We start from the raw sequence: 21,530 nt of genomic DNA on the forward strand, positions 1-21,530 counted from the left end.
AACCGCAGACTCATGCGATACGAGGAGAGCCTGAGCGCGTGCCCGCACCCCCGGACCGCACGTTCGCCGAAGGCCTGATCGACGCACTCGCCCGCCGGGCGGGTGCGCTCGACATCGCACTGCACACGGTCCAGGTGAGCCTCCACGGCGAGACCGTCGCACACGCCGCCGGCGATCCTGTCGGCCTGGACACGCCACAGCGGATGTACTCGGTGTCCAAGACGGTGACGGGTCTGGCGGTCGGGCTGCTCGCGGCCGACGGAGCCCTTGGCCTCGACGACCCGATCCCGCGGCACTTCCCCGAGCTGGGCCCGGTGCACCCGTGGCTCGAGGCCACGACGGTCCGGCACCTGCTCGCCATGCGCGGCCCGCACCGGTCCACCACGTACGAGCTCACGGCCGACGGCTGGCTGGAGTCCTACTTCCGCGTGCCGCCGACGCACCCGCCGGGCACGCTCTTCACCTACGACACCAGCGCCTCGTACGTGCTGGCCGCACTGGTCGAGCGCCTGGCGGGTGCGTCGCTGGCGGACTACCTGCGTCCCCGGCTGCTCGACCCGTTGGGCGTCACCCCCGGCCTACGGTTTCTCACCGGGCCGGAGGGCACCAGCCACGGCGGCTCCGGCCTGGTCTGCACCGCGCGCGACCTGCTGCGCCTGGCCCACCTGCTCAACGCCGACGGCGTGCACGACGGCGCCCGGCTGCTGCCGTCCGAGTACCTGCGCGCCGCCACGAGCCCGCAGACGGACACGGCCACCCAGACCTGGGGAGCGTCGCTGCGCTCCGGCTACGGCTACCAGCTCTGGCTGCCCAGGCCGGGAGGCTGGCTGATGTTCGGCCTCGGAGGCCAGATCGTGTACGGCGACCCCGCCACGGGCCTCGCGGTCGCGGTCACCGCGGACGCCCAGGCGTGCGCAAGCGGGGACCAGCGCCTCCTCGACGACGTGCTGGAGCGGCTGGTCGAGCCGCTCGGCAGCCGGCTCGACGGTGCGACGCCGGACGGCGGAACCGCCGCCACGGGCTCGGCCGGCACCGCCGTCGTGCTCTCCTGGCCCGCGCCACGCCACGACCCCGCGCACGCAAGACCCCTGAGCGAGCGCTATGTGAAGACGACGGACGGACCGGGGCCCGCGGAGCTCGTCGTGTCCCTTGACGACGACGGCGGCCCGCTCCGCGCGGCAGGCGGCCCCGCCCCGACCGGCGGCTGCGACGTGTCGCTGCGCTTCGACGCGCCCGTCCGGACCCGCACCGAGGACCGGGCCGTTGTCGTCGTGACCGCCGGGTGGACCGGCGCCGACACGATGGACGTGCGCTGCGCGCTGGTCGGCGACGACCTGACGACCTGGCGTGCCCGCCTGGCCTGGGCCCCGGACGGCACCCTGGCCGTGCAGTCCCAGGTGTTCGGCGAGTCCGCCGACCAGGGCTGGACGTTCCACGCGGCGTACCGCCCGGGTGCGGCCGCGCCCTCGCTCAGGGACAGCTCAGGCCCGGTGGTAGGTGAGGTGCCGGAACCGGAGGCCTGACGACGACGTCGTCCACCCGGTCGACGAGGTGACCGTCCACTCGGGGCCGATGTCGGGGGCGAACACGTCGCCCTCGACCTCCGTGTTGACCTCGGTCACCGCCAGCACGTCCGCGACCGGGAGCGCCTCACCGTAGACCTGTGCGCCGCCGATGACCCAGATCTCGTCGCCACCGGGCGATTTCGCGGCCGTGTCGAGCGCCTCGCCGAGCGACGCGGCCGGCACCGCCTCCGTGTCCGGCACGCCGAACGGGCCACGAGCCGAGACGACGACGTTGGTACGGCCGGGCAGCGGACGCTTGGGCAGCGACTCCCAGGTGAGCCGCCCCATCACGACGGGATGTCCCGCCGTGGTCCGCTTGAAGTGGGCGAAGTCCTCAGGGACGCGCCACGGGATGTCGCCGCCCGCACCGATGACCGGCCGGCCGGCCCCGTCGCGTGCCTGAGCCCAGATGAGTCCGATCATCAGACGGCGATCGGTGCCTTGATGGTGGGGTGCGAGACGTATCCGAGCACCTCGATGTCCTCGAACTCGTAGTCGAAGATCGACTCCCGCGGGGCGAGGCGCAGCGACGGGTAGGGGTACGGGTCGCGGTCGAGCTGGGTGCGTACCTGGTCCAGGTGGTTGTCATAGATGTGGCAGTCTCCGCCGGTCCACACGAACTCGCCGACGTCGAGCCCGGTCTGCGCCGCGACCATGTGCGTGAGCAGGGCGTAGGAGGCGATGTTGAACGGCACGCCGAGGAACAGGTCCGCCGACCGCTGGTACAGCTGGCAGCTGAGCTTGCCGTCCGCGACATAGAACTGGAACAGGGCGTGACACGGCGGCAGCGCCATGTCGTCGACCTCGGCCGGGTTCCACGCGGTCACGACGTGCCGCCGCGAGTCCGGGTTGGTGCGGATCTGGTCGATCACCCTGGCGATCTGGTCGACGTGCCCGCCGTCGGGCGTCGGCCAGGAGCGCCACTGGACGCCGTACACGGGACCAAGCTCGCCCGACTCGTCGGCCCAGTCGTCCCAGATCTTCACGCCGCGCTCCTGCAGCCAGCGCACGTTGGAGTCGCCGCGCAGGAACCACAGCAGCTCGTAGACGACCGACTTGAGGTGCACCTTCTTGGTGGTGACCAGCGGGAATCCCTTGGCCAGGTCGTACCGGATCTGCCGCCCGAACACGCTGCGCGTCCCCGTGCCGGTCCGGTCGCCCTTGCGGGTTCCGCCTTCGAGCACGTCGCGCAGCAGGTCCTCGTACGGGGTGTCGATCTCGGTCATGCGGCAAGCCTACGTCGAGCCCTCCGGTCGTCCTCGGCAGTACCCGCCGTCAGTGCTCCTTCGACCGCAGCTCCCTGAGCCGGGCACCGCGACGGCGGTACAGCACGCCCATCGTCACGATCGTCAGCGCCACGATGCCGCCGATCACCGCGCCCCACGCGGTCCCACCACGGAACGCCGGCCCGTCGACGTCGAGGATCCGCTCGCCGGCGTGCGCCGCAGCGGACGTGCCGAGCACGATGCCGAGGGTCAGCAGGTTCGGCACGGAGAACACCACCGCCAGCGCCAGGAACCCGCTGCGTACCTGCCAGGACCGCCTGGTCAGGATCGCCTGCGCCAGGAGCAGCACGGGGGCCAGCGTGAACACCGCACCGATCAGCAGCCCCCACCAGGCGCCCGCGGCGAACGACCCGTCCACCGCGTTGCCGATCATCTGGGCCCACCAGCGCGGCAGAAAGGCGTCGAGGAACAGGTAGATCAGCCACACGGCCACGATCACTACGGCCACGCCGATCAGGCGCTTCCCGACGTCGCGCCAGTCCGGCCGCCACCGTGCGCCGGACGGTGCCGGCGTCGGACCGCCCGACCCTGATCCGCCCGACGTCGGACCGGTCGCCTCGGGCTTGTCGCTCGGGTTCTGCGCCATGAGCACGATCGTTGCAGCGTGGGGGCCACCGTGCGCGGCGAACGGGAACGTCGTGGGCCTCGTTGGCGTTGACACCTAGTCCGACCGACCGGGACGCGCTGGACCCCATTTCGTGACCGTGTCGGTGACCAGTGGAAGGATGATCCCCATGACGGAGCAGACCACCACCTCGATCAGCACGAGCGCCGAAGGCACCGCGACCCCCTCGCCGACGGACCCGCTCTGGGTGGAGCGCAACGGCACCCGCACGTACACGGGCTTCTCGGCCCGGGGCGCCCGGGTCGAGATCGGCCCGGTCGAGGCCGGCGCTGTCTTCACGCCGGGCGAGCTGCTCAAGGTCGCTCTCGCCGCGTGCGCCGGGATGAGCAGCGACAAGGCGTTCTCGCGGCGGCTGGGCGACGACTACCGGACCACCATCCGGGTCGAGGACCCGAAGGACGTGGCCGAGGACCGGTACCCGGTCCTGACGGAGAAGTTCGAGATCGACCTGTCGACCCTCGACGACGAGGACCGGGCCAAGCTCCTCACGATCGCACAGCGGTCGATCGACAAGGCCTGCACGGTGGGCCGTACGCTCAAGGCGGGCGCCCAGATTCCCGACGCGCAGTTCGAGCAGCCGACGGAGGGCTGACATGGCCGACGACAAGCAGAAGCTGACGGCGCCCGAGTCCAACGGACGGTCGTCCCCTGGCGACGCCGTCCTGAAGCCCGACAACTCGGTCGAGGTCACGCCAGCGGACTGGCTCCACTACAAGCCGCAGAGCCCGCTCGACCACCTCGTCGGCCGGGCCGTGACGATCCCGTCGGCGACCATCCACAGGCATGTGGACAAGGTGCGTGCGCGCAACCCCGACGCGGGCCCCGCCGAGGTCATCAGGCTCCTGGAGCAGGAGTACCTGCGGGTCATCCAGACCACGGGTGGCGCCGTCGGAGCGGCCGCTGCGATCCCGGCCGTCGGCACCGCGGCGAGCGTCGCGCTGTCCACGAGCGACGTGGCGACGTTCTTCGCCTCGTCGGCCGCGTTCTCCCTCGCCGTGGCCGACGTGCACGGCATCGACGTCCAGGACATCCCGCGCCGCCGGGCGCTGCTCCTCGCCACCGTGCTCGGCGACAAGGGCGCCCAGGACGTCGAGAACGCCATCGGCGGCTCGGGTGTCGCGTGGGGCAAGGTGCTGCTGACGAGCATGCCCCGCACCACGCTGCACCGCGTGAACAAGGCGCTCACGCACCGGTTCATCCAGAAGCAGATCGCCAAGCAGGGCAGCCTGATGCTGGGCCGCATCCTGCCGTTCGGCGTCGGCGCGGTGGTGGGCTGGGTCGGCGCGCGCGCCCTCGGCCACACCGTGATCGCCCAGTCGCGCATCGCGTTCGGCACCCCGCCGGAGCAGTTTCCCCGCGTCATCGAGCAGAAGCAGGACAGCAGCGGTTCTGGTCCGGCGCGTCGGCGTCGCCTCTTCCGGAAGGGACCGTCCTGAGCCGGTCGAAGGGCAGGCAGCCGATATCGCACATCTGCTCGGCGGGATCCCAGGTCCCGACCTAGGCTGCACGTCATGGCGGACACGACGCACGGCGCACTCGCCCCGACGTACCTCCCGCTGCCGATCACGATCGCGCGGGCACAAGGTACGCATGTGTGGGACACGGACGGCAACGAGTTCCTCGACTTCCTGTCGGGATACTCGGCCCTCAACTTCGGGCACCTGCACCCAGGCCTGGTGGCCGCTGCGCTGACGCAGCTGCGCCAGGTCACCCTCACGTCCCGTGCGTTCGACCATGACCGGCTGGAGGAGTTCGCGCAGCGGCTCGTCGAGGTGGTCGGACCGCTGACCACGGGCGGCGAGGACAGCCTCGTGGTGCCGATGAACACCGGAGCGGAAGCGGTTGAGACCGCGATCAAGGCGGTCCGCAAGTGGGGTTACGACGTGCGCGGCGTGCCAGAGGACCAGGCGACGGTGATCGTCGCGGGCGGCAACTTCCACGGCCGCACCACCACGCTCGTCGGTCTCTCGGACAACCCGACCGCACGGGCCGGGTTCGGTCCCTTCGCACCCGGGTTCCGGCAGGTACCCTTCGGCGACCTGGACGCGGTCGCCGACGCAGTGGACGACACCACGGTGGCGGTCCTCATGGAGCCCGTGCAGGGCGAGGCCGGTGTCCTGGTGCCGCCGGACGAGTTCTGGCCCGGCCTGCGCGAGCTCACCACGACGCAGGACATCGCCCTGGTCGCCGACGAGGTCCAGTCCGGACTCGGTCGCACCGGCACCACGCTCGCGTGCGAGCTCTGGGACGTGCGGCCGGACCTGGTCTGCCTGGGCAAAGCGCTGGGCGGCGGGATCGTCCCGGTGTCGGCCGTGGTCGGCAGGCCGGAGATCCTCGGCGTCCTGACTCCTGGCACGCACGGCTCGACGTTCGGCGGGAACCCGCTGGCGTGCGCGGTCGCCGTCGCGGCGCTCGACCTGCTCGCGACCGGGCAGTACCAGGCGCGGGCAGCGGAATCGGGCAAGGTGCTCACCGAACGGCTCGACGTGCTCGTGGCACAGGGCCTGCTGGCCGAGGCCCGCACCGTGGGCCTGTGGGCGGGCATCGACCTGGCTCCGGAGCTCGGCACGGGACGCGAGCTGTGCGAGGCGCTCCTCGAGCGCGGCGTGCTCGCGACGGACACGCGTGCCGAGACGATCCGCCTGTCGCCGCCCCTGTCGATAGTCCAGCCGGAGCTGGAGATGGCGCTGGACATCCTCGAGGAGTCCCTGGTGGCACTGCGCGACACCGGTCCTGGGACCGTGGCGCCGGAGGACGCGCACGACGACACGGCCGAGCTCGCGCACGACCAGGCGGACGAGGACACGGCGGACGAGGACACGGCGGACGAGGACACGGCGGACGAGGACGTGGCGGGCGAGCCTGACACTGCCGACGCCGCGAACGACGCGGCTTCTGCCGGGGCGCCCGGCGGCGGGGCCGCCGACGGCAGGGACGAGCGCTCCGAACTGTCACCGACCGCCGGCTGAGCGTAGGCTTCCAGGGGTGACCACTACGACGTCGTCCCACACCATCGCAACGCTCCCGGCCCTCCACGAGCTGCAGCAGGCCTACGCAGAGCTTCAGGCCAAGGGTCTGAAGCTCGACCTCACGCGCGGCAAGCCGTCGGCCGAGCAGCTCGACCTCGCCGAGCCCATGCTGGCCCTGCCCGGGATCGGCGTGCACGCCGATGACACGGGCACGGACGCACGCAACTACGGCGGGCTGGACGGAGGGCTCGCGGTCCGGCGCATCTTCGCCGAGCTGCTCGACGTGCCGGTGGAGCAGCTCCTCGCGGGTGGCAACGCGTCGCTCACCCTCATGCACGACGTCGTCGCGTACGCCGAGCTGTTCGGGTTCCCCGAGTCGCCGAAGCCGTGGGCGCGCGAGGAGAAGGTCCGCTGGATCTGCCCCGTGCCGGGCTACGACCGCCACTTCACGGTCTGCGAGGCCTTCGGCATCGAGATGGTCCCGGTCCCGATGACGCCGAACGGTCCGGACGCCGAGGCCGTGGCCGCGCTCGTCGCGGCAGACCCGACGATCAAGGGCATGTGGGTGGTCCCCACCTACTCGAACCCTGACGGCGCGGTCATCACCGAGGACGTCGCCCGCGCGCTGGTCTCGATGCCCGCCGCCGCGCCGGACTTCCGCATCCTGTGGGACAACGCGTACGCCGTGCACCACCTCACCGACGACGAGGTGACCAGCCCGAACGCCGTCGCGCTGGCAGCGGAGGCCGGCAACCCCGACCGCGTGCTGCTGTTCGCGTCCACGTCCAAGATCACGTTCGCCGGCTCGGGCGTCGCGTTCCTCGGAAGCTCGGCGGCCAACGTCGCCTGGTACAAGAAGCACCTGTCTGTCGCGTCGATCGGCCCCGACAAGCTCAACCACCTGCGGCACGCGATGTTCTTCGGCTCGGCCGACGGCGTGCGCGAGCACATGCGCAAGCACCGGGCGATCCTCGCGCCCAAGTTCGAGGCAGTGGTGGAGATCCTGACCGAGCGCCTCGGCGGGCACGACGTCGCGTCGTGGACCGAGCCGAAGGGCGGCTACTTCGTCTCGCTCGACGTCGCGCCAGGTACCGCGTCGCGTGTGGTGCAGCTCGCCAAGGAGGCGGGGATCGCCCTCACGCCGGCGGGCGCCACCTACCCGTACGGCCGGGACCCCGAGAACAAGAACGTCCGCCTGGCACCGTCGATGCCCCCGCTGGACGAGGTCCGCACGGCGATGGACGGCGTGGCCACCTGCGTGCTGCTGGCCGCCGCCGAGGCCGCTGCGAAGTAGTCAGCCGGTCGCTGTCGTGGGCGTGACCGTTGCGCCGAGAACGGGCAGGAAGTCACGCCCACGACAAACTTCAGGTGGCCGGCCGTCAGTCCGTGCAGTGCTTGTTCACCACGAACACCGGGCACGCCGAGTGGTGCAGCACGGCCTGGCTGGTGGAGCCCAGGAGCAGCCCGCGGAACCCGCCGCGGCCTCGCGAGCCCACCACAACCAGGTCCGACGCCGTGGAGAACTCCGTCAGCAGCTCCGCGCCCGTGCCGTCCAGCACGATCCGCCGGATCCGTAGGCCGGGATTCTCCGCCTCGTACCGGTCGATCAGGACGTCCATGCCTACCCCGATGTCGGCCAGCACCTGCTCGCGGTCGATGGTGGACGGCAGCCACGCCAGCATCCCGGTGTTCCCCACCGGCACGCCGGTGACGGCGGTCAGCTCCGCGCCCCACGCGTTGGCCTGCATGATCGCGTGCTGCAGCGCCCGCTCTGCCTGCGGTGACCCGTCCACGCCGACGACGATGCGGCGCACCTCCCGGATCTCGGCCGCCCCTGGCGCAACCGCGGTGGGCGCGGTCTCGGAACCGCCGGCACCACCGGGAGCGGCGTCCGGCACGCTCCAGGAGACGCCCCGGTTCGCCTCGGCCCGTAGCGGCACGACGACGACCGGACACTGCGCGTGCGCGGGGAGCGCCGACGACACCGTGCCCAGCAGCCGCTCGGTGAACCCGCCCCGGCCGCGCGTACCGACGACGGCAAGGCCGTAGTCGGCGGACAGCTCCACGAGCACGCCCGCCGCGTCACCGGTGGCGACCTCGGTGGTGGCACGCACCCCGGCGTCGGCCACGCGGGCCTCCGCCTCGGCGAGGACCGACTTGGCACCCTCCTGGATGGTGGTGTCGTCGAGCGCGGCGTACCCGCCGTCGAGCGAGGCCGCGGTGAACGACGGCAAGGAATAGCTGCACACGATGTGCAGCGACCAGCCCACGCGGTGCGCGTAGGCGGTCGCCCAGTCCAGCGCGTGCAGACTGGCGGCCGATCCGTCCACACCGACCAGTACGACCTCGGATCGCGTCATCGCCAGCCCTTTCTTCGCCCAAGCACCATTGCACTCCAACGCTACCGGCGGCGGGGGCGTTGTGGGTATCCGAAGGCCAAAGAGTACAGAAAGACGGGCAAAGAAGAGCGCCTGCCCGATCATCGGGCAGGCGCTCTGCTGTGGGTCGTACCTGGCTGAGATCAGCCCATACGGATGAACGTGGGGTTCGACTGCCAGATGGTGCGGAAGTCGACCACGGTGCCCGGCTTGGACGCGTCGATCATGGTGTTGCCACCGGCATAGATCGAGACGTGTCCGGGGGTCCACATCAGGTCGCCCGGCTGCGCCTCGGACGCGGGCACCTGGGTGCCGTAGCCCGGCTGCGCCGACGACGAGTGCGGCAGGCTGATGCCGAGCTGGCCGTAGACGTACGCGGTGAAGCCGGAGCAGTCGAAGCCGCTCGGCGAGCCACCGCCAGAGACGTACGGGACACCCACGTAGCGGCTCGCGATGGAGATCACGGAGTTGCCGATCGCCGAAGCAGGAACGTCCACCGAGGCGGCGGCCGTGCTGACGGTGGTGGCAGCAGCGGCCTCGGCGGCCTCCGCAGCTTCGGCGGCGGCGGCCTCAGCAGCCTCAGCGGCCTCAGCAGCGGCGAGCTCCGCCTGGTAGTCCTCGTTCTCGGCGGCGGAGACCACGGAGACCGCGGCCTTCTCGACGGTGAGCTCTGCGTCAGGTGCGACGGTCACGACGGGGGCGTTGCTCAGCGCCTCGCGAGCCTGCGACGTCAGCGCGTTGAGGTCGACCGAGTTCATCTTCGCGTGGCCGGCCTCGACGGGCGCGGCCTGTGCGGCCATCGCTCCACCGAAGGTCGAGACGAGAAGCGCGCCACCGGCGGCGGCAACCGCGGTACGGCGACCCACTGCGGCGTTCTGAGCGAATTCACTGAGGGGAGTTACTGGTCGTCGCGCAGCCCGATGGCGAGCGCGAGTCGTACGTGCAGTCACGTATTACCTCTCCTTGTACGCCTTCGAGGTCAGCTGTCGGGTTCGGGTGGGAGAAATCACCCGGCCGTGCATCCCGAAGGAATACCCGGCTTCACCCCGAGGACGCACCCTGGCGCCCGTTGGTGGGTCCCCCGCCTCTGTCATGCGGTCGTCTTGGGGCCTCGGCCGGTGACAGAGTTCGGCGTCCGTCCGAGGACCCCCACGAATAACTCCGTGGGAGCGGTCTGAACGTACCGGACCTCACCCTCAATGTCACGTTCCGGCAACGAATGCCACGACGTGTCCTACCTTGGGCGCCGCGTTTCCGACAAAGCGGACAAGCCGGCGTTCGCTCAGGCCGTCGCGACGAAGAGGTGGCGAGCCAGGTCTTCCCCGAGCTCGAGCGCCGTGCCCGCGCCGTCGACCGCCACCGTGTAGGTGCCGTCGTTGTGCTCGGCGGTGATGCGGGAGCCCGGCACCAGGCCGGCGTCGGACAGGCGGGCGAGCAGCTCGACGTCCGTCTGCAGCGGCTCCGCGATGCGGGTGAGGGACGCCGCGAGCGGTTCGCCCTTGACACCCTTCTTCGCCGCAGCCTCGAACGCGGACGGCAGCGAGATCACGCCGGTCAGGAACGGCACGTCCGTGTACGCCTCGCCGAGCTCCGAGAGGCCGGGGATCGGGTTGCCGTACGGGTCGTGGTGCGGGTGGTCGAGCAGGCCGACGAGGCGCTTCTCCACGAGGTCGCTCATGACGTGCTCCCACCGGCAGGCCTCGACGTGCACGTGCTCCCAGTCGAGCTTGATGACGTCGGTCAGCAGGCGCTCGGCGAGCCGGTGCTTGCGCATGACGCGCATCGCCTTGTCCTGGCCCAGCTCCGTGAGCTCGAGGTGCCGGTCTCCCGTCACGATCACGAGCCCGTCGCGCTCCATGCGTGCGACGGTCTGGGACACCGTCGGACCGGAATGCCCCAGGCGTTCCGCGATGCGCGCGCGCAGGGGCGTGATGCCCTCTTCGTCGAGCTCGTAGATCGTCTTGAGGTACATCTCGGTGGTGTCGATCAGATCCGTCACGTCAGCTCCCGTCATGCGCACAGCCGCCCGGTCGCCCTGGACACGTGCGGCCCGGGCGTCGGCCCAGGTTCTAGTCTAGTTCTGTGCCACTGACTATCCCGACACAGCTGCTGCCCACCGACGGCCGTTTCGGCTCCGGCCCCTCCAAGGTGCGCCCGGGCCAGGTCGATCATCTCGTGGCGAACGCGCACGTGCTCGGTACGTCACATCGGCGGGCGCCCGTGAAGGACCTGGTGCACCGCATTCGTGAGGGTGTCACGGAGCTGCTGGGCGCGCCCGCCGGATACGAGGTGGCGCTCGGCAACGGCGGCTCCACCGCGTTCTGGGACGTCGCCACCCTGTGCCTCGTGGAGCGCAAGGCCCAGCACGCCGCCTTCGGCGAGTTCGGCGGCAAGTTCGCCACCGCAACGGAGCGCGCCCCGTTCCTCGAGCCCTCCCAGGTGATCTCGGCGGAGCCGGGCTCGGTGGCCTACCTCGAGGCGGCCGACGACGTCGACACCTACGCCACCCCGCACAACGAGACCTCCACCGGGGCGGTCGCCCCCGTCCGGCGCCCGACGGGACCCGACGGCGCCATCGTGCTCACGGACGCGACGTCCGGAGCGGGCGCCCTGCCCGTGGACCTCAGCCAGACCGACGCCTATTACTTCGCCCCGCAGAAGGCGTTCGCGGCCGACGGCGGGCTGTGGCTCGCCGTGCTGTCCCCCGCCGCCGTCGAGCGCGCCGCGCGGATCGAGGGCTCCGGTCGCTGGGTGCCGGAGTTCCTGTCGCTCACGACGGCCGTCGCTAACTCGCGCCAGGACCAGACGCTCAACACGCCCGCCGTGGCGACGCTGCTCCTGCTGGCCGACCAGGTCGAGTGGCTGCTGGACCAGGGCGGGCTCGAGTGGTCGGCGAAGCGCTGCGCGACGTCGGCCGAGATCCTCTACTCCTGGGCGGAGGCCCGGGACTGGGCGACCCCGTTCGTCGCGCGCCCCGAGGAGCGCTCGCCGGTGGTCGGCACCATCGACCTCGCCCCGGAGATCGACGTCGAGCGCGTGCTCGCCGACCTGGAGGCCAACGGCGTGCATGACGTGTTCGCGTACCGGAAGCTTGGGCGCAACCAGCTCCGCGTCGGGATGTACCCGGCGATCGACCCCGACGACGTCGCTGCACTCACCGCGTGCGTCGACTACCTCGTCACAACCGTCTGACCAGCGTGATCACGTCCGCAATATCCCTTGGACGGCGGGTTCTGCCTATTGTCCGAGGCACAGGGACTCTGTAACGTTTCCGCAACAGAGGGAACCATTCAAGGGGCTGTTCAAACACCATGCCAGTGATCGACCACTTCACCTTCGGGATCGTGACGCCGTTGCTGGCGTACGCGATCTCGTGTACCGGCGCAGCAACGGGCCTCGCGTGCACTTCCCGAGCCCGAGCGGCTTCGGGCGGAACCCGTGCGGCGTGGCTCGTGTTCGGCGCCATCGCCCTCGGCGGCACCGGCATCTGGGTGATGCACTTCGTCGCCATGCTGGGCTTCTCCGCCTCAGGCGTGACCATCAGATATGACATCCCTCAGACCCTCCTGAGCGCGGCGATCGCAATCGTCGTGGTCGGTGCGGGCCTGTTCATCACAGAGCTGGGCAAGCGAAAGCTGCCGGCGATGCTCGTCGGTGGCGCCCTCGCGGGCGCCGGCGTCGCGGCCATGCACTACATGGGCATGGAAGCGATGCAGATGTCGGCGGAGGTCGTCTACAACCCGGCCTACGTCGTCGCCTCGATAGTCATCGCGGTCGTCGCGGCCACGGCGGCACTCTGGTGCACCGTGCACATCCGCGGCACGCTCGCGACGATCGTCGCCACTCTGGTGATGGGGCTCGCCGTGACCGGCATGCACTACACCGGCATGGCCGGCGTCTCCGTGATCAACCCGATCGACAGCGTCCCCGCCGGCGCCTCGACGATGCAGCTGCTCGTGCCGCTCGTCATGGCGGTGAGCGTCGTGACGTTCCTGCTCATCCTCGGGATCGGCCTCTGGCCCACCGAGGACGAGCTGCGCACGCAGGCCGAGTTCGAGAACCGGCTCAAGGCGCACAGCGAGCAGGGTCGACAGTTCGAGAACGTCCAGCAGGAACCGCAGCCAGGCCCCGCGCAGTTCGCGCAGACGCATCGCGCGCGCTGACCCGCGCCAGGCAGCGACCACGGAGCGCCCGTCCCCCTCGAGGGGGCGGGCGCTCCGGCGCTCCGCCGTGTGACCACACCCACGTACCGTTAGCAAGGCTAATGATCTAGACTGGCGTGGTGTCGAGCTCCCGCAGATCCAGTCGAAGCCCGGCCACTGTCGGAGGCGACCTCCGTGTCGCCCTGACCCGAGTCTCCCGCCGCCTGCGTGCCGAACGCGGCGAGGCCGACCTCCCCGAGGGCCAGTTCGGGATCCTGACGGTGCTGCACAAGCACGGCGAGATGTCCCCAGGTTCCCTCGCCGAGCACGAGCGCGTCAGGCCACCCTCGATGACTCGCGCCGTGAACACCCTGACGGAGCTCGGCCTCGTCGAGAAGGTGGAGCACGCGACGGATCGCCGTCAGGTGGTCGTCCGTCTCACCGCCGCGGGATCGCGCGAGGTCGCCGAGACCCGGCGTCGCCGCGACGCCTGGCTCACCAAGCAACTGTCCACCCTGACCGGAGAGGAGAGAGAGATCCTTGCAGGAGCCAGCGAGCTCCTGATCCGGATCGCCGCTCGATGAGCGCAACTTTCGCCAGCCTGAAGTACCGCAACTATCGCCTCTGGTTCGCCAGCGCTCTCGTCGCCAACATCGGCACCTGGATGCAGCGCGTCGCCCAGGACTGGGTCGTCCTGACCCTTCTCACGAACAACTCCGGCGTCGCCGTGGGTATCGTCACCGCACTTCAGTTCATCCCGCACATCTTCCTGTCCGCCTGGGCGGGCCTCCTCGCTGACCGTGTCGACCGCCGCAAGCTCCTGATGATCACGCAGGGCGGCATGGGCGTGCTGGGCCTCGGGCTCGGTGTGCTGGTGCTGTCCGGCGCGGCCGAGCTGTGGCACGTGTACGTGTTCGCGACCCTCCTCGGCGTGGTGAGCGCCATCGACGGTCCGGTGCGCCAGACCTTCGTCGCCCAGCTCGTGCCGACCGCACGGCTCGCGAACGCCGTCGGCCTCAACTCGACGAACTTCAACGCCGCGCGGCTCATCGGTCCCGGTGTCGCGGGCCTGCTCATCGCGGCCGTCGGCACCGGATGGGTGTTCATCATCAACGGCATCGCGTTCGGCGCCGTCATCATCTCGCTCGCCCGGATGCGTGACCTCCACCCCCTGCCGATCGCCTCGCGCGCCAAGGGGCAGATCCGTGAGGGCCTCGCTTACATCCGCGGCCGCAGCGACATCGTCGTGATCCTGGTCGTGATGGGTGTGGTCTCGGCGTTCGGCCTGAACTTCCAGCTGACGTCGGCCATGATGGCGCGCGTCGAGTTCGGCCGGGGTGCCGGCGAGTACGGCATCCTCGGGTCCGTGCTGGCCATCGGTTCGCTCGCCGGGGCGCTCCTGGCCGCACGGCGCGAACGACCACGGGTACGGCTCGTGCTCGGCGCCGCGTTCGCGTTCGCGATCTCCATGGGGATCCAGGCGGTCATGCCGACCTACCTCGGGTACCTGCTGATGTGCATCCCCGTCGGTTTCGCGTCCCTGACCATGCTGACCTCGGCGAACGCCGCCATCCAGCTGTCCGTGGCCCCGGAGCTGCGCGGCCGCGTCATGTCGATCTACGTGATGGTGCTGCTCGGCACCACGCCCCTCGGTTCGCCGGTGGTGGGCTGGATCGGCGAGACGTTCGGACCGCGGTACGCCGTGCTGATCGGTGCGGTGGCGACCCTGCTGGTGGCTGTGATCGCGGCAGTGTGGGCCGCCAAGACCTGGCACGTGCGGGTACGCGCCCGGCTCTCGCGCTCGCACCGCATCCCCCGCCCGTACCTCCAGGTGTACTACCCGGGCCTGACGACGGACACGGAAAAGCAGGCGCTGGCTGCCTGACCGCGCTCGGTGCCTACCCAGTGCCTCTACCCAGTGATTAGGCCCGAACTCGCGCTGAGTTCGGGCCTAACCGCTGGGTAGAGGCGCACTTCCGGGCTGCCGAGCGCGACCACAGGGCAGGTCGGTCGGGAGTTGTGCACAGGTGGCCGCCGACCGGCCCGCCCGGTCGGGCCGGCGGTGCTGGAGTGGTCTCCATGCCAAAGACTTTCACGATGCCCCGCGCGGCAGAGCCGCTCCTCCGGCGACAGGCCGGGCTCCTGTCCACGCTCCAGTGCGAGGAGCTCGGCATCGGACGTGAGGTTCGGCGCCGCATGGTCAAGCAGCTTCGCTGGACCAGCCCGGCGCGGGGCGTCTATGACACCGATCCCGTGCCGCTCGCTCACAGGGTCAGGGCCGACTGGTTCGGTCACGTCGCGCGGTGGCGCACCTGGTTCGCCCTGCTGCTGCACGGTCCGGACGCCATAGCGACCGGTGGCTGCGCGCTCGTGCTGCACGGTGTGTCCGGTCTGCCCCGCGACTTCCCGCTCGAGGTGGCACGTCAGGACCGTTCGCCGCGAAGGCGCCGCCACGGCGTCGCCGTCGTCGACTACTCACCGTTCCCCACGGTGACGATCGGCGACCGCACGGTCGCCCGGATCGACCACGCCGCAGCGCAAGCGATTACCAAGCTCCCGCGCCAGAACGCCCTCGCCGTGCTCGATGACCTCGCGCGGTGGCACGGGTTCAGCCCGATCGAACTCGCCGCGCTCCACGACCTGGTCCGATGCCGACACGGTGCCGCCATGCTCCATGAGCTGTTCGGTCTGGTCGTCACACGCTCGGAGTCACCTGCCGAGTCGTTCGCCCGGTTGTCGTGTCATGACAACGAGGTGCCGCCGGACGACATCCAGGCCCTGATCGTGATGGACGGCAAGGTCGTGGCCCGTGTCGACTTCATCTGGCGGCTGCCTGACGGGCGATGGCTCGTCGTCGAGATCGACGGCGTCGGCCCGCACAGCTCGCCGCAGGCGCTGGTCCGCGACGCTCCACGGCAGAACCAGCTCCTGGCGTCCGGGCAGGTGATCATGTTGCGTTTCAAGCCTGCCGACAACGACAAGCCCGGCGGCGTCGGCGCAGAGATCGCCAAGGTACTTGCCGCCCACGGGTGGCAGCCCGGCCGCTACAAGGGCGCTGGCACCCGCATCGAGCTGGGTTCTCCCGCGCGTACCCAGTGATTCGGCCCGAACTCGCGCTGAGTTCGGGCCGAATCACTGGGTACAACGCCGCACCCTTCAATGCCCGCCGGCCCAGCCCCGGCTAGATGCCTACCGCCGTGCGGATCGGGCCCAGCAGGAAGTAGACGACGAACAGCGCCGCCGCCACCCACAGCAGCGGGTGCACCTTGCGGGTCTTGCCCACGGCGATCTTGAGCAGCACGAACGAGATCACCCCGGCGCCGATACCGACGGTGATCGAGTACGCGAACGGCATGAGGATCATCGTGAGGAACGCGGGGATGCCGACCTCGAGGTCCGTCCAGTCGATGCCCGTGACCTGGACCACCATGAGGAACCCGACCACCACGAGCGCGGGCGTGGCCGCCTCGTGCGGCACCACCTCCACGAGCGGCGACAGGAACGTGGCCAGCAGGAACGCCACACCAGTGGTCACTGCGGCGAGCCCGGTCCTCGCACCGTCGCCCACACCGGACGCCGACTCGACGTAGGCGGTGTTCGAGGACACCGACCCGGCGCCACCCGACACCGCGGCCAGCGAGTCGACGACCAGGATCCGGGTGGTGCGCGGAGGGTTGCCCTTCTCGTCGAGCAGCCCTGCCTCGCCGCCGATGGCGACCATCGTGCCCATCGTGTCGAAGAAGTCGGCGATGAGCAGCGTGAACACCAGCAGGATCACGGCGACGGGGCCGATCGCCGCGAACGACCCGAGCAGCGAGAACTCGCCGATGAGCGAGAAGTCGGGCAGCGCGACCACCGAGTCCGGCAGCGCCGGGACGTTGAGCGCCCAGCCGCCCGGGTTGTCCTCGGTCCGCTCGCCGATGGCGCCGACCGCCTCGACGATCAGCGCGAGCACCGTCGACGCGATGATCGCGATGAGGATGCCGCCCCGCACCTTGCGCACCATCAGCACGGCGGCGAGCAGCAGCCCGAACGCGAACACGAACAGCGGCCAGGCGCCCACCGACCCGCCCATGCCGAGCTCCGTCGGGGTCGTCAGGGACGCCGGGATGCGCACGAAGCCTGCGTCGAACACGCCGATGAACGCGATGAACAGGCCGATGCCCACGCTGATCGCGACCTTGAGCTCGCGCGGCACGGCGCGGAACACCGCCTCCCGGAAGCCGGTCACGACCAGGACGAGGATGACGAGACCCTCGAGCACCACGATGCCCATCGCGTCGGCCCAGGTCATGCCGGGTAGCGCGGCGACGGAGAAGGCGACGACGGCGTTCAGGCCCAGCCCCGCCGCGAGCGCCATCGGGAAGTTCGCGACGACCCCCATGAGGATCGACATGATTCCCGCCACCAGAGCGGTGGCAGCGGCGATCGCGGCCAGGCCGCCGCCCTCGATGTCGCCACCCCCGAGGAACTGTCCGGTCCCGTCGGCCACGTTGCCGAGGATGAGCGGGTTGAGCACCACGATGTAGCTCATCGTGAAGAAGGTGACGAGCCCGCCGCGCACCTCCGTCCACACCGTGGATCCGCGTTCGCTGATCTTGAAGAACCGGTCGATGGCGCCACGCGCCTGGGCCTGGTCGTGAGCCATGGTCCGATGTTCCCCTTCGTTACCCGATGTCGCTTGCCGACGTGCCGCGGGCCGCGGCCTGGAGCATCTGCTCCACGGACCGCACCCGGGTCAGCACGTATTCGACGCTGAGGTGGTGATAGTCCCGGTAGACGGGGTGGTCGGTGTCGCCGACGCCGCAGTTCTGCGCGTCGCACGTCTCCGACCAGACTCCGTCCCAGGTGGGGACACCGTACTTGGTCCAGATCTCGGCGCTGATTCGGGGGAGGTCACCGTTGGACGCCTCGGCGTCCGCGCGCGACATGCTGCAGTCGCCGAGTCCGGACAGTGGCCTGGTGAGGCATTCGAGCGGGTCGACGTCGAGCTGTGGGTTGTCCTTGACAGCCACGACGGCGGGTGTCACGGAGGTGAGGTGTCCGAACAGCTCGTCGTTCGCGCTCGCCCAGGCGCCGCGCGCCTCGCCCTCGGTCATGCGGGTGCCGTCGGCGTGCTGCATGCGGTCCTCGTAGATCTGCGCCTGGCTGACGACGACGACGTCGGGCTGCAGCTCCTCGACGGCTCGCAGGGACTCGACCTGGAAGTCGGTGCACGGCCCGCGTTCTGCGGGCTGTTCCACGTCGACAGGGGCTGCCGGGCAGCCGTGCCGCCAGCGGACGGCGAGCCGCAGGCCGGCGTCGCTCGCCGCGGCGTCGAACGCCGGGATCCAGTGCATGGCGTGGGAGTCGCCGAGGAGCAGCACGGTGGCGCTACCGGAGAGGTCGCCGAGGAGGCACACCTCGGTGCCCGACGCCGTCTCGGTGGTCCCGGCGCACTCGTACGGCTCGGGTTCGGTACCCGCCTCGACTGCCGTGGCGTACGGCTCGCGCTCCAGCACGGCTCCGGTCGCCACCCGGGTGCCGATCGTCACGGCGCCGACGGTGAGCCCGATCGCGACGGTGATGGCGGCGGTGCGACGCCACGACTTCATGGCCCCGCTGAACCGGATGGGGTTCTCGACCCAGCGATAGGTGGCGACGGCGGCGCCGAGTGCGGCGAGCGTGGCGAGCACCTTGATCCAGGTCGCGTCGTTCTGGACCGCGGCGGTGGTGAGCACCACGAAGGGCCAGTGCCACAGGTACCAGGAGTAGGAGACGTCGCCGATCCGCTGCAGCACCGGCAGGTCGAGCACGCGGTCCACCCAGGTGCTCGACGTCGGGATGCTGCCGGCGGCCAGCACGAGCAACGCGCCCCCGACGGGCAGGAGCGCGACGCTGCCGGGGAAGGGGTCGGTCTCGCGGACGAACGCGAACGAGAGCGCCAGCAGCACGAACCCCGCGGTACCGAGCAGCGCGCGGAGCAGCGCCGGGCGCAGCCGGGACTGCTCGGCGAGCCGGCCCCACGGCAGTGTCGCGATCAGCGCGGCGCCCGCGAACTCCCAGGCACGGGTGGGTAGCACGTAGAACGCCCAGTCGGGTGCGGTCGCCGTCAGCCAGACGGAGGTGGCGAGCGAGACCACGAACGTCCCGGCGAACAGCGCCTGCAGCATGCGGCGGGCCGGTACGCGGGTGCGCCGGGCCATCGCGACCGCGAGCAGGATCAGCAGCGGCCAGAAGATGTAGAACTGCTCCTCGATGCCAAGCGACCAGGTGTGCAGGTAGGGGCTCGGGGTGACGGAGTCGGAGAAGTAGTCCTGACCCTGGTACGGGAACAGCAGGTTGGAGACGAACAGCATCGCCGATGCGCCGTGCCAGGCGAGCCGCCCCCACACCAGCGGGGACAGGACCAGGACGCTCGCAAGCATCGTGACGGTCACGACCACCGCGAGCGCGGGCACGAGGCGCCGCATGCGACGGGTCCAGAACTCGACGAGGTCGACTGACCCTGCCCGGTCCACCTCGCGCAGCAGCAGGGAGCTGATGAGGTAGCCGGAGATCACGTAGAAGACGTCGACGCCGGTGAATCCCCCGGGGATCGAGATCCCCGCGTGGTAGACGACGACGGCGAGGACGGCGATGGCGCGCAGGCCGTTGATGTCCGTACGGAACGCATGGCCGGGGCCCGGGGCTGTGGGCGCCGCGTCAGCACCGGGGCCGCGGGGCTCTGGCGACGGTCCGGTCGATCGGTCGACGGCGGTGGTCGTCGCCTGCGCCATTTTTCTCCTGCGGTCGTTCCGGACGGGTGCGCGGCTCACACCATAACGGGCACATCTGGTCGGCTTGACCGGGGTTCGGGGAGGGTGTGAGGAGAGTCAGCCTCTGCTGTCATCGGCTGAGCCTGCGGTTCCGCTCCAGGCGCGTGCCTCGGCCCTCGGGCCGCGCCCTCGGGCACCTCCGGCTCAACCTCTGCTGTCATCGGCTGAGCCTGCGGTTCCGCTCCAGGCGCGTGCCTCGGCCCTCGGGCCGCGCCCTCGGGCACCTCCGGCTCAACCTCTGCTGTCATCGGCTGAGCCTGCGGTTCCGCTCCAGGCGCGTGCCTCGTTCCTCGGCCCGCACCCTGCGCTGCACCTCCGGCTCAACCGAGGAACACGTGAGAGCAGATCAGGACGGGTGCCGCGGCCGTGCCGCCGTCGCGCACGCAGCCGATCGCGCCGCGCAGCAGCTGGGCGTTCACGAGGTTGTCCCGGTGCGACGGCGAGTCGAGCCAGGCCTGCACCACGTCCTGCGGCGGGCGCTCGGTGCGGCTGAGGTTCTCCGCGGCGACCGTGTCGCCGGGGCAGCTCCGCTGCACGGGCGGGAGCGGTGCGTGGACCAGCTCCGGCGCGCCGATCAGAGCCTCGGCGCGGTCCACCGCGACGGCCTCGAGACACGTGTCGTGCTCGAGGGGCGCCACGTCCAGCCGTGCCCGCGCCACGTTCACGGCGGCCTCAAGGGCTGCCCCGTACTGCTCCGGGTCGGCCAGGTCGACGGCTGCGGAGGCATTGGGCGCGCTCGAACCGGCGTCCGGCGCCGCTGAGCAGGCGGTGAGCAGCACGGCCACGGTCAGGAGCTGGACGGCGAAGCCGGTCGAGGTGCGGCGCACGACGTCGATTCGACACCGCGCGTCGGCCCTCCACAACCGGAGGCACCGTGGCGTCCGTCGCACCAGCCGGCCGGGCCGGCACGGCTAGCCCAGGAACACGTGCGCGCAGATCATGACCGGCGCGGCGGGATCTCCGCCGTCCGGCACGCAGGCGACCGCGCCACGGGTGAGGTCGCCGTTCAGGATGTTGGCGCGGTGCCCCTCGGAGTCCATCCAGCCCTGCGCCGCCTCCGGTGGAGTCCACGCGCCCTTGGCCAGGTTCTCCGCGACGGCGTTGGTGGGACAGACCTCGAAGATCGGGCCGAGCGGCGCGTGCGCCAGCTCCTGCCCGACCAGCGCGGCGGCTCGCTCGAGTGCTACGTCGTACGCGCAGGCGTCGTGGGCCAGGGCCGGCAGGCCGTTCGCCGTGCGGTGCCCGTTGACGGCGTCCTCCAGGGCCGTGGCGTACTGCACGGCGTCGCTCAGGTCCGGCTCGGCCCCTCCCTGCTCGCCACCGGTCCCGCCGTCGGAGCCCCCGGAACCGCCGTCCTCGGAACCGCCGCTCCCGCCGGAGTCTCCGGAGTCCGGGCCGCCGCCCGGGCCCGCGTCGTCGCCCGCCCCTGGCGCCGCGTCGCGGTCCGCGCCGCGTGACGCCGAACCGGTGGGTGCGGGCTGCACGTCCACCGCGGCGGACTCCTGGGTGTGCTCCCCCTGGATCGACCCCACCGAGGTGGGCTGCGGGGAGGGCGCCACCTCCACGGGGGCTGCCGCGCTGACCACACCTGGGGCGATTCCCGGCGCGGGCATCGGCTCTGCGCCGGGGTCGAGGAGCCCGGCGCAGGCCGTCACGCACGTGGCTACCGCGACGCCAAGGACCACCCTGGCGACGGCTCTGCGCAGGGCGCGCCCCGGCCGGGCCGCGGACGACGTCGTGCAGCGCGCTGGGGACACAAGTCCGGACA

Annotated in this window: 20 protein-coding genes and 1 riboswitch; of the genes, 10 read left to right on the top strand and 10 right to left on the bottom strand. The window is 71.0% G+C overall.

Annotated features, from left to right (window positions below; genetic code table 11):
• Positions 1-38: 38 nt before the first annotated feature.
• Complete coding sequence (locus tag ACFS27_RS08150) at positions 39-1,523, top strand: serine hydrolase domain-containing protein (protein WP_377181777.1); 1,485 nt, start codon at positions 39-41, stop codon at positions 1,521-1,523.
• Here ACFS27_RS08150 and ACFS27_RS08155 read toward each other — a convergent pair.
• Genes ACFS27_RS08155 through ACFS27_RS08165 form a run of 3 tightly spaced genes read right to left on the bottom strand, consistent with a single transcriptional unit; the run spans position 1,482 to position 3,437 of the window.
• Positions 1,482-1,988: a dihydrofolate reductase gene (locus tag ACFS27_RS08155; protein WP_377181779.1), complete on the bottom strand. Its 507-nt coding sequence runs from the start codon at positions 1,986-1,988 to the stop codon at positions 1,482-1,484. The genes ACFS27_RS08150 and ACFS27_RS08155 overlap by 42 nt on opposite strands.
• Positions 1,988-2,791, bottom strand: coding sequence for a thymidylate synthase (locus ACFS27_RS08160; RefSeq protein ID WP_377181781.1), 804 nt, complete (start codon positions 2,789-2,791; stop codon positions 1,988-1,990). Before ACFS27_RS08160 ends, ACFS27_RS08155 begins: the two co-directional genes overlap by 1 nt.
• A gap of 49 nt (positions 2,792-2,840) precedes the next feature.
• Complete coding sequence (locus ACFS27_RS08165) at positions 2,841-3,437, bottom strand: hypothetical protein (RefSeq protein ID WP_377181784.1); 597 nt, start codon at positions 3,435-3,437, stop codon at positions 2,841-2,843.
• 148 nt (positions 3,438-3,585) lie between these two features.
• On the opposite strand from ACFS27_RS08165, the gene ACFS27_RS08170 reads away from it, so the two are divergent.
• From ACFS27_RS08170 to ACFS27_RS08185, 4 genes are all read left to right on the top strand, one after another.
• Entirely contained in the window at positions 3,586-4,068 is a 483-nt protein-coding gene (locus tag ACFS27_RS08170; RefSeq protein ID WP_377181786.1) for an OsmC family protein, read from the top strand.
• Position 4,069: 1 nt separating this feature from the next.
• The gene (locus ACFS27_RS08175) at positions 4,070-4,912 is read left to right on the top strand and encodes a hypothetical protein (RefSeq protein ID WP_377181788.1); all 843 of its coding nucleotides are present in this window, start codon (positions 4,070-4,072) and stop codon (positions 4,910-4,912) included.
• Positions 4,913-4,987: 75 nt separating this feature from the next.
• On the top strand, positions 4,988-6,445 hold the full coding sequence (gene rocD / locus ACFS27_RS08180; protein WP_377181791.1) for an ornithine--oxo-acid transaminase: 1,458 nt from the start codon (positions 4,988-4,990) through the stop codon (positions 6,443-6,445).
• Positions 6,446-6,461: 16 nt separating this feature from the next.
• Positions 6,462-7,739, top strand: coding sequence for an aminotransferase class I/II-fold pyridoxal phosphate-dependent enzyme (locus tag ACFS27_RS08185; RefSeq protein WP_377181793.1), 1,278 nt, complete (start codon positions 6,462-6,464; stop codon positions 7,737-7,739).
• Between the two features lie 85 nt (positions 7,740-7,824).
• Here the strand turns inward: ACFS27_RS08185 and ACFS27_RS08190 are convergent, their stop codons facing one another.
• The 3 genes from ACFS27_RS08190 to ACFS27_RS08200 all read right to left on the bottom strand — a co-directional run bounded on the left by ACFS27_RS08190 (position 7,825) and on the right by ACFS27_RS08200 (position 10,822).
• Entirely contained in the window at positions 7,825-8,805 is a 981-nt protein-coding gene (locus ACFS27_RS08190; protein ID WP_377181795.1) for a universal stress protein, read from the bottom strand.
• A 161-nt stretch (positions 8,806-8,966) separates the two neighbouring features.
• Positions 8,967-9,623 (bottom strand): C40 family peptidase, encoded by a 657-nt coding sequence (locus ACFS27_RS08195; protein WP_377181798.1) that lies wholly within the window; start codon positions 9,621-9,623, stop codon positions 8,967-8,969.
• Between the two features lie 152 nt (positions 9,624-9,775).
• A riboswitch (cyclic di-AMP (ydaO/yuaA leader) is annotated at positions 9,776-9,950 on the bottom strand.
• Positions 9,951-10,105: 155 nt separating this feature from the next.
• Complete coding sequence (locus ACFS27_RS08200; RefSeq protein ID WP_377181800.1) at positions 10,106-10,822, bottom strand: metal-dependent transcriptional regulator; 717 nt, start codon at positions 10,820-10,822, stop codon at positions 10,106-10,108.
• Between the two features lie 83 nt (positions 10,823-10,905).
• Here ACFS27_RS08200 and serC point away from each other — a divergent pair, with 83 nt between their 5' ends.
• The 5 genes from serC to ACFS27_RS08225 all read left to right on the top strand — a co-directional run bounded on the left by serC (position 10,906) and on the right by ACFS27_RS08225 (position 16,064).
• Positions 10,906-12,015, top strand: coding sequence for a phosphoserine transaminase (serC, locus tag ACFS27_RS08205; protein WP_377181802.1), 1,110 nt, complete (start codon positions 10,906-10,908; stop codon positions 12,013-12,015).
• A gap of 119 nt (positions 12,016-12,134) precedes the next feature.
• Positions 12,135-12,986 carry an MHYT domain-containing protein gene (locus tag ACFS27_RS08210; RefSeq protein ID WP_377181804.1) on the top strand — a complete coding sequence of 284 codons (852 nt, stop codon included), beginning with the start codon at positions 12,135-12,137 and terminating at the stop codon, positions 12,984-12,986.
• Positions 12,987-13,102: 116 nt separating this feature from the next.
• Complete coding sequence (locus ACFS27_RS08215) at positions 13,103-13,549, top strand: MarR family winged helix-turn-helix transcriptional regulator (RefSeq protein WP_377181806.1); 447 nt, start codon at positions 13,103-13,105, stop codon at positions 13,547-13,549.
• On the top strand, positions 13,546-14,850 hold the full coding sequence (locus ACFS27_RS08220) for an MFS transporter (protein ID WP_377181808.1): 1,305 nt from the start codon (positions 13,546-13,548) through the stop codon (positions 14,848-14,850). The genes ACFS27_RS08215 and ACFS27_RS08220 overlap by 4 nt, the downstream gene beginning before the upstream one ends.
• Before the next feature lie 194 nt (positions 14,851-15,044).
• A complete protein-coding gene (locus ACFS27_RS08225; protein WP_377181811.1) occupies positions 15,045-16,064 on the top strand; it encodes a hypothetical protein in 1,020 nt (339 codons plus the stop codon).
• Between the two features lie 82 nt (positions 16,065-16,146).
• On the opposite strand, the gene ACFS27_RS08230 is transcribed toward ACFS27_RS08225, so the two are convergent.
• The 4 genes from ACFS27_RS08230 to ACFS27_RS08245 form a co-directional block, all read right to left on the bottom strand.
• Positions 16,147-17,613, bottom strand: coding sequence for an NCS2 family permease (locus tag ACFS27_RS08230; RefSeq protein WP_377181813.1), 1,467 nt, complete (start codon positions 17,611-17,613; stop codon positions 16,147-16,149).
• 19 nt (positions 17,614-17,632) lie between these two features.
• Positions 17,633-19,723: an acyltransferase family protein gene (locus tag ACFS27_RS08235; RefSeq protein ID WP_377181815.1), complete on the bottom strand. Its 2,091-nt coding sequence runs from the start codon at positions 19,721-19,723 to the stop codon at positions 17,633-17,635.
• A gap of 359 nt (positions 19,724-20,082) precedes the next feature.
• Positions 20,083-20,589 (bottom strand): CAP domain-containing protein, encoded by a 507-nt coding sequence (locus ACFS27_RS08240; RefSeq protein WP_377181817.1) that lies wholly within the window; start codon positions 20,587-20,589, stop codon positions 20,083-20,085.
• Positions 20,590-20,673: 84 nt separating this feature from the next.
• Entirely contained in the window at positions 20,674-21,519 is an 846-nt protein-coding gene (locus ACFS27_RS08245; RefSeq protein WP_377181819.1) for a CAP domain-containing protein, read from the bottom strand.
• Positions 21,520-21,530 lie beyond the last annotated feature (11 nt).

It is taken from the genome of Promicromonospora vindobonensis, from assembly GCF_042685865.1.
Lineage (GTDB): Bacteria > Actinomycetota > Actinomycetes > Actinomycetales > Cellulomonadaceae > Promicromonospora > Promicromonospora vindobonensis.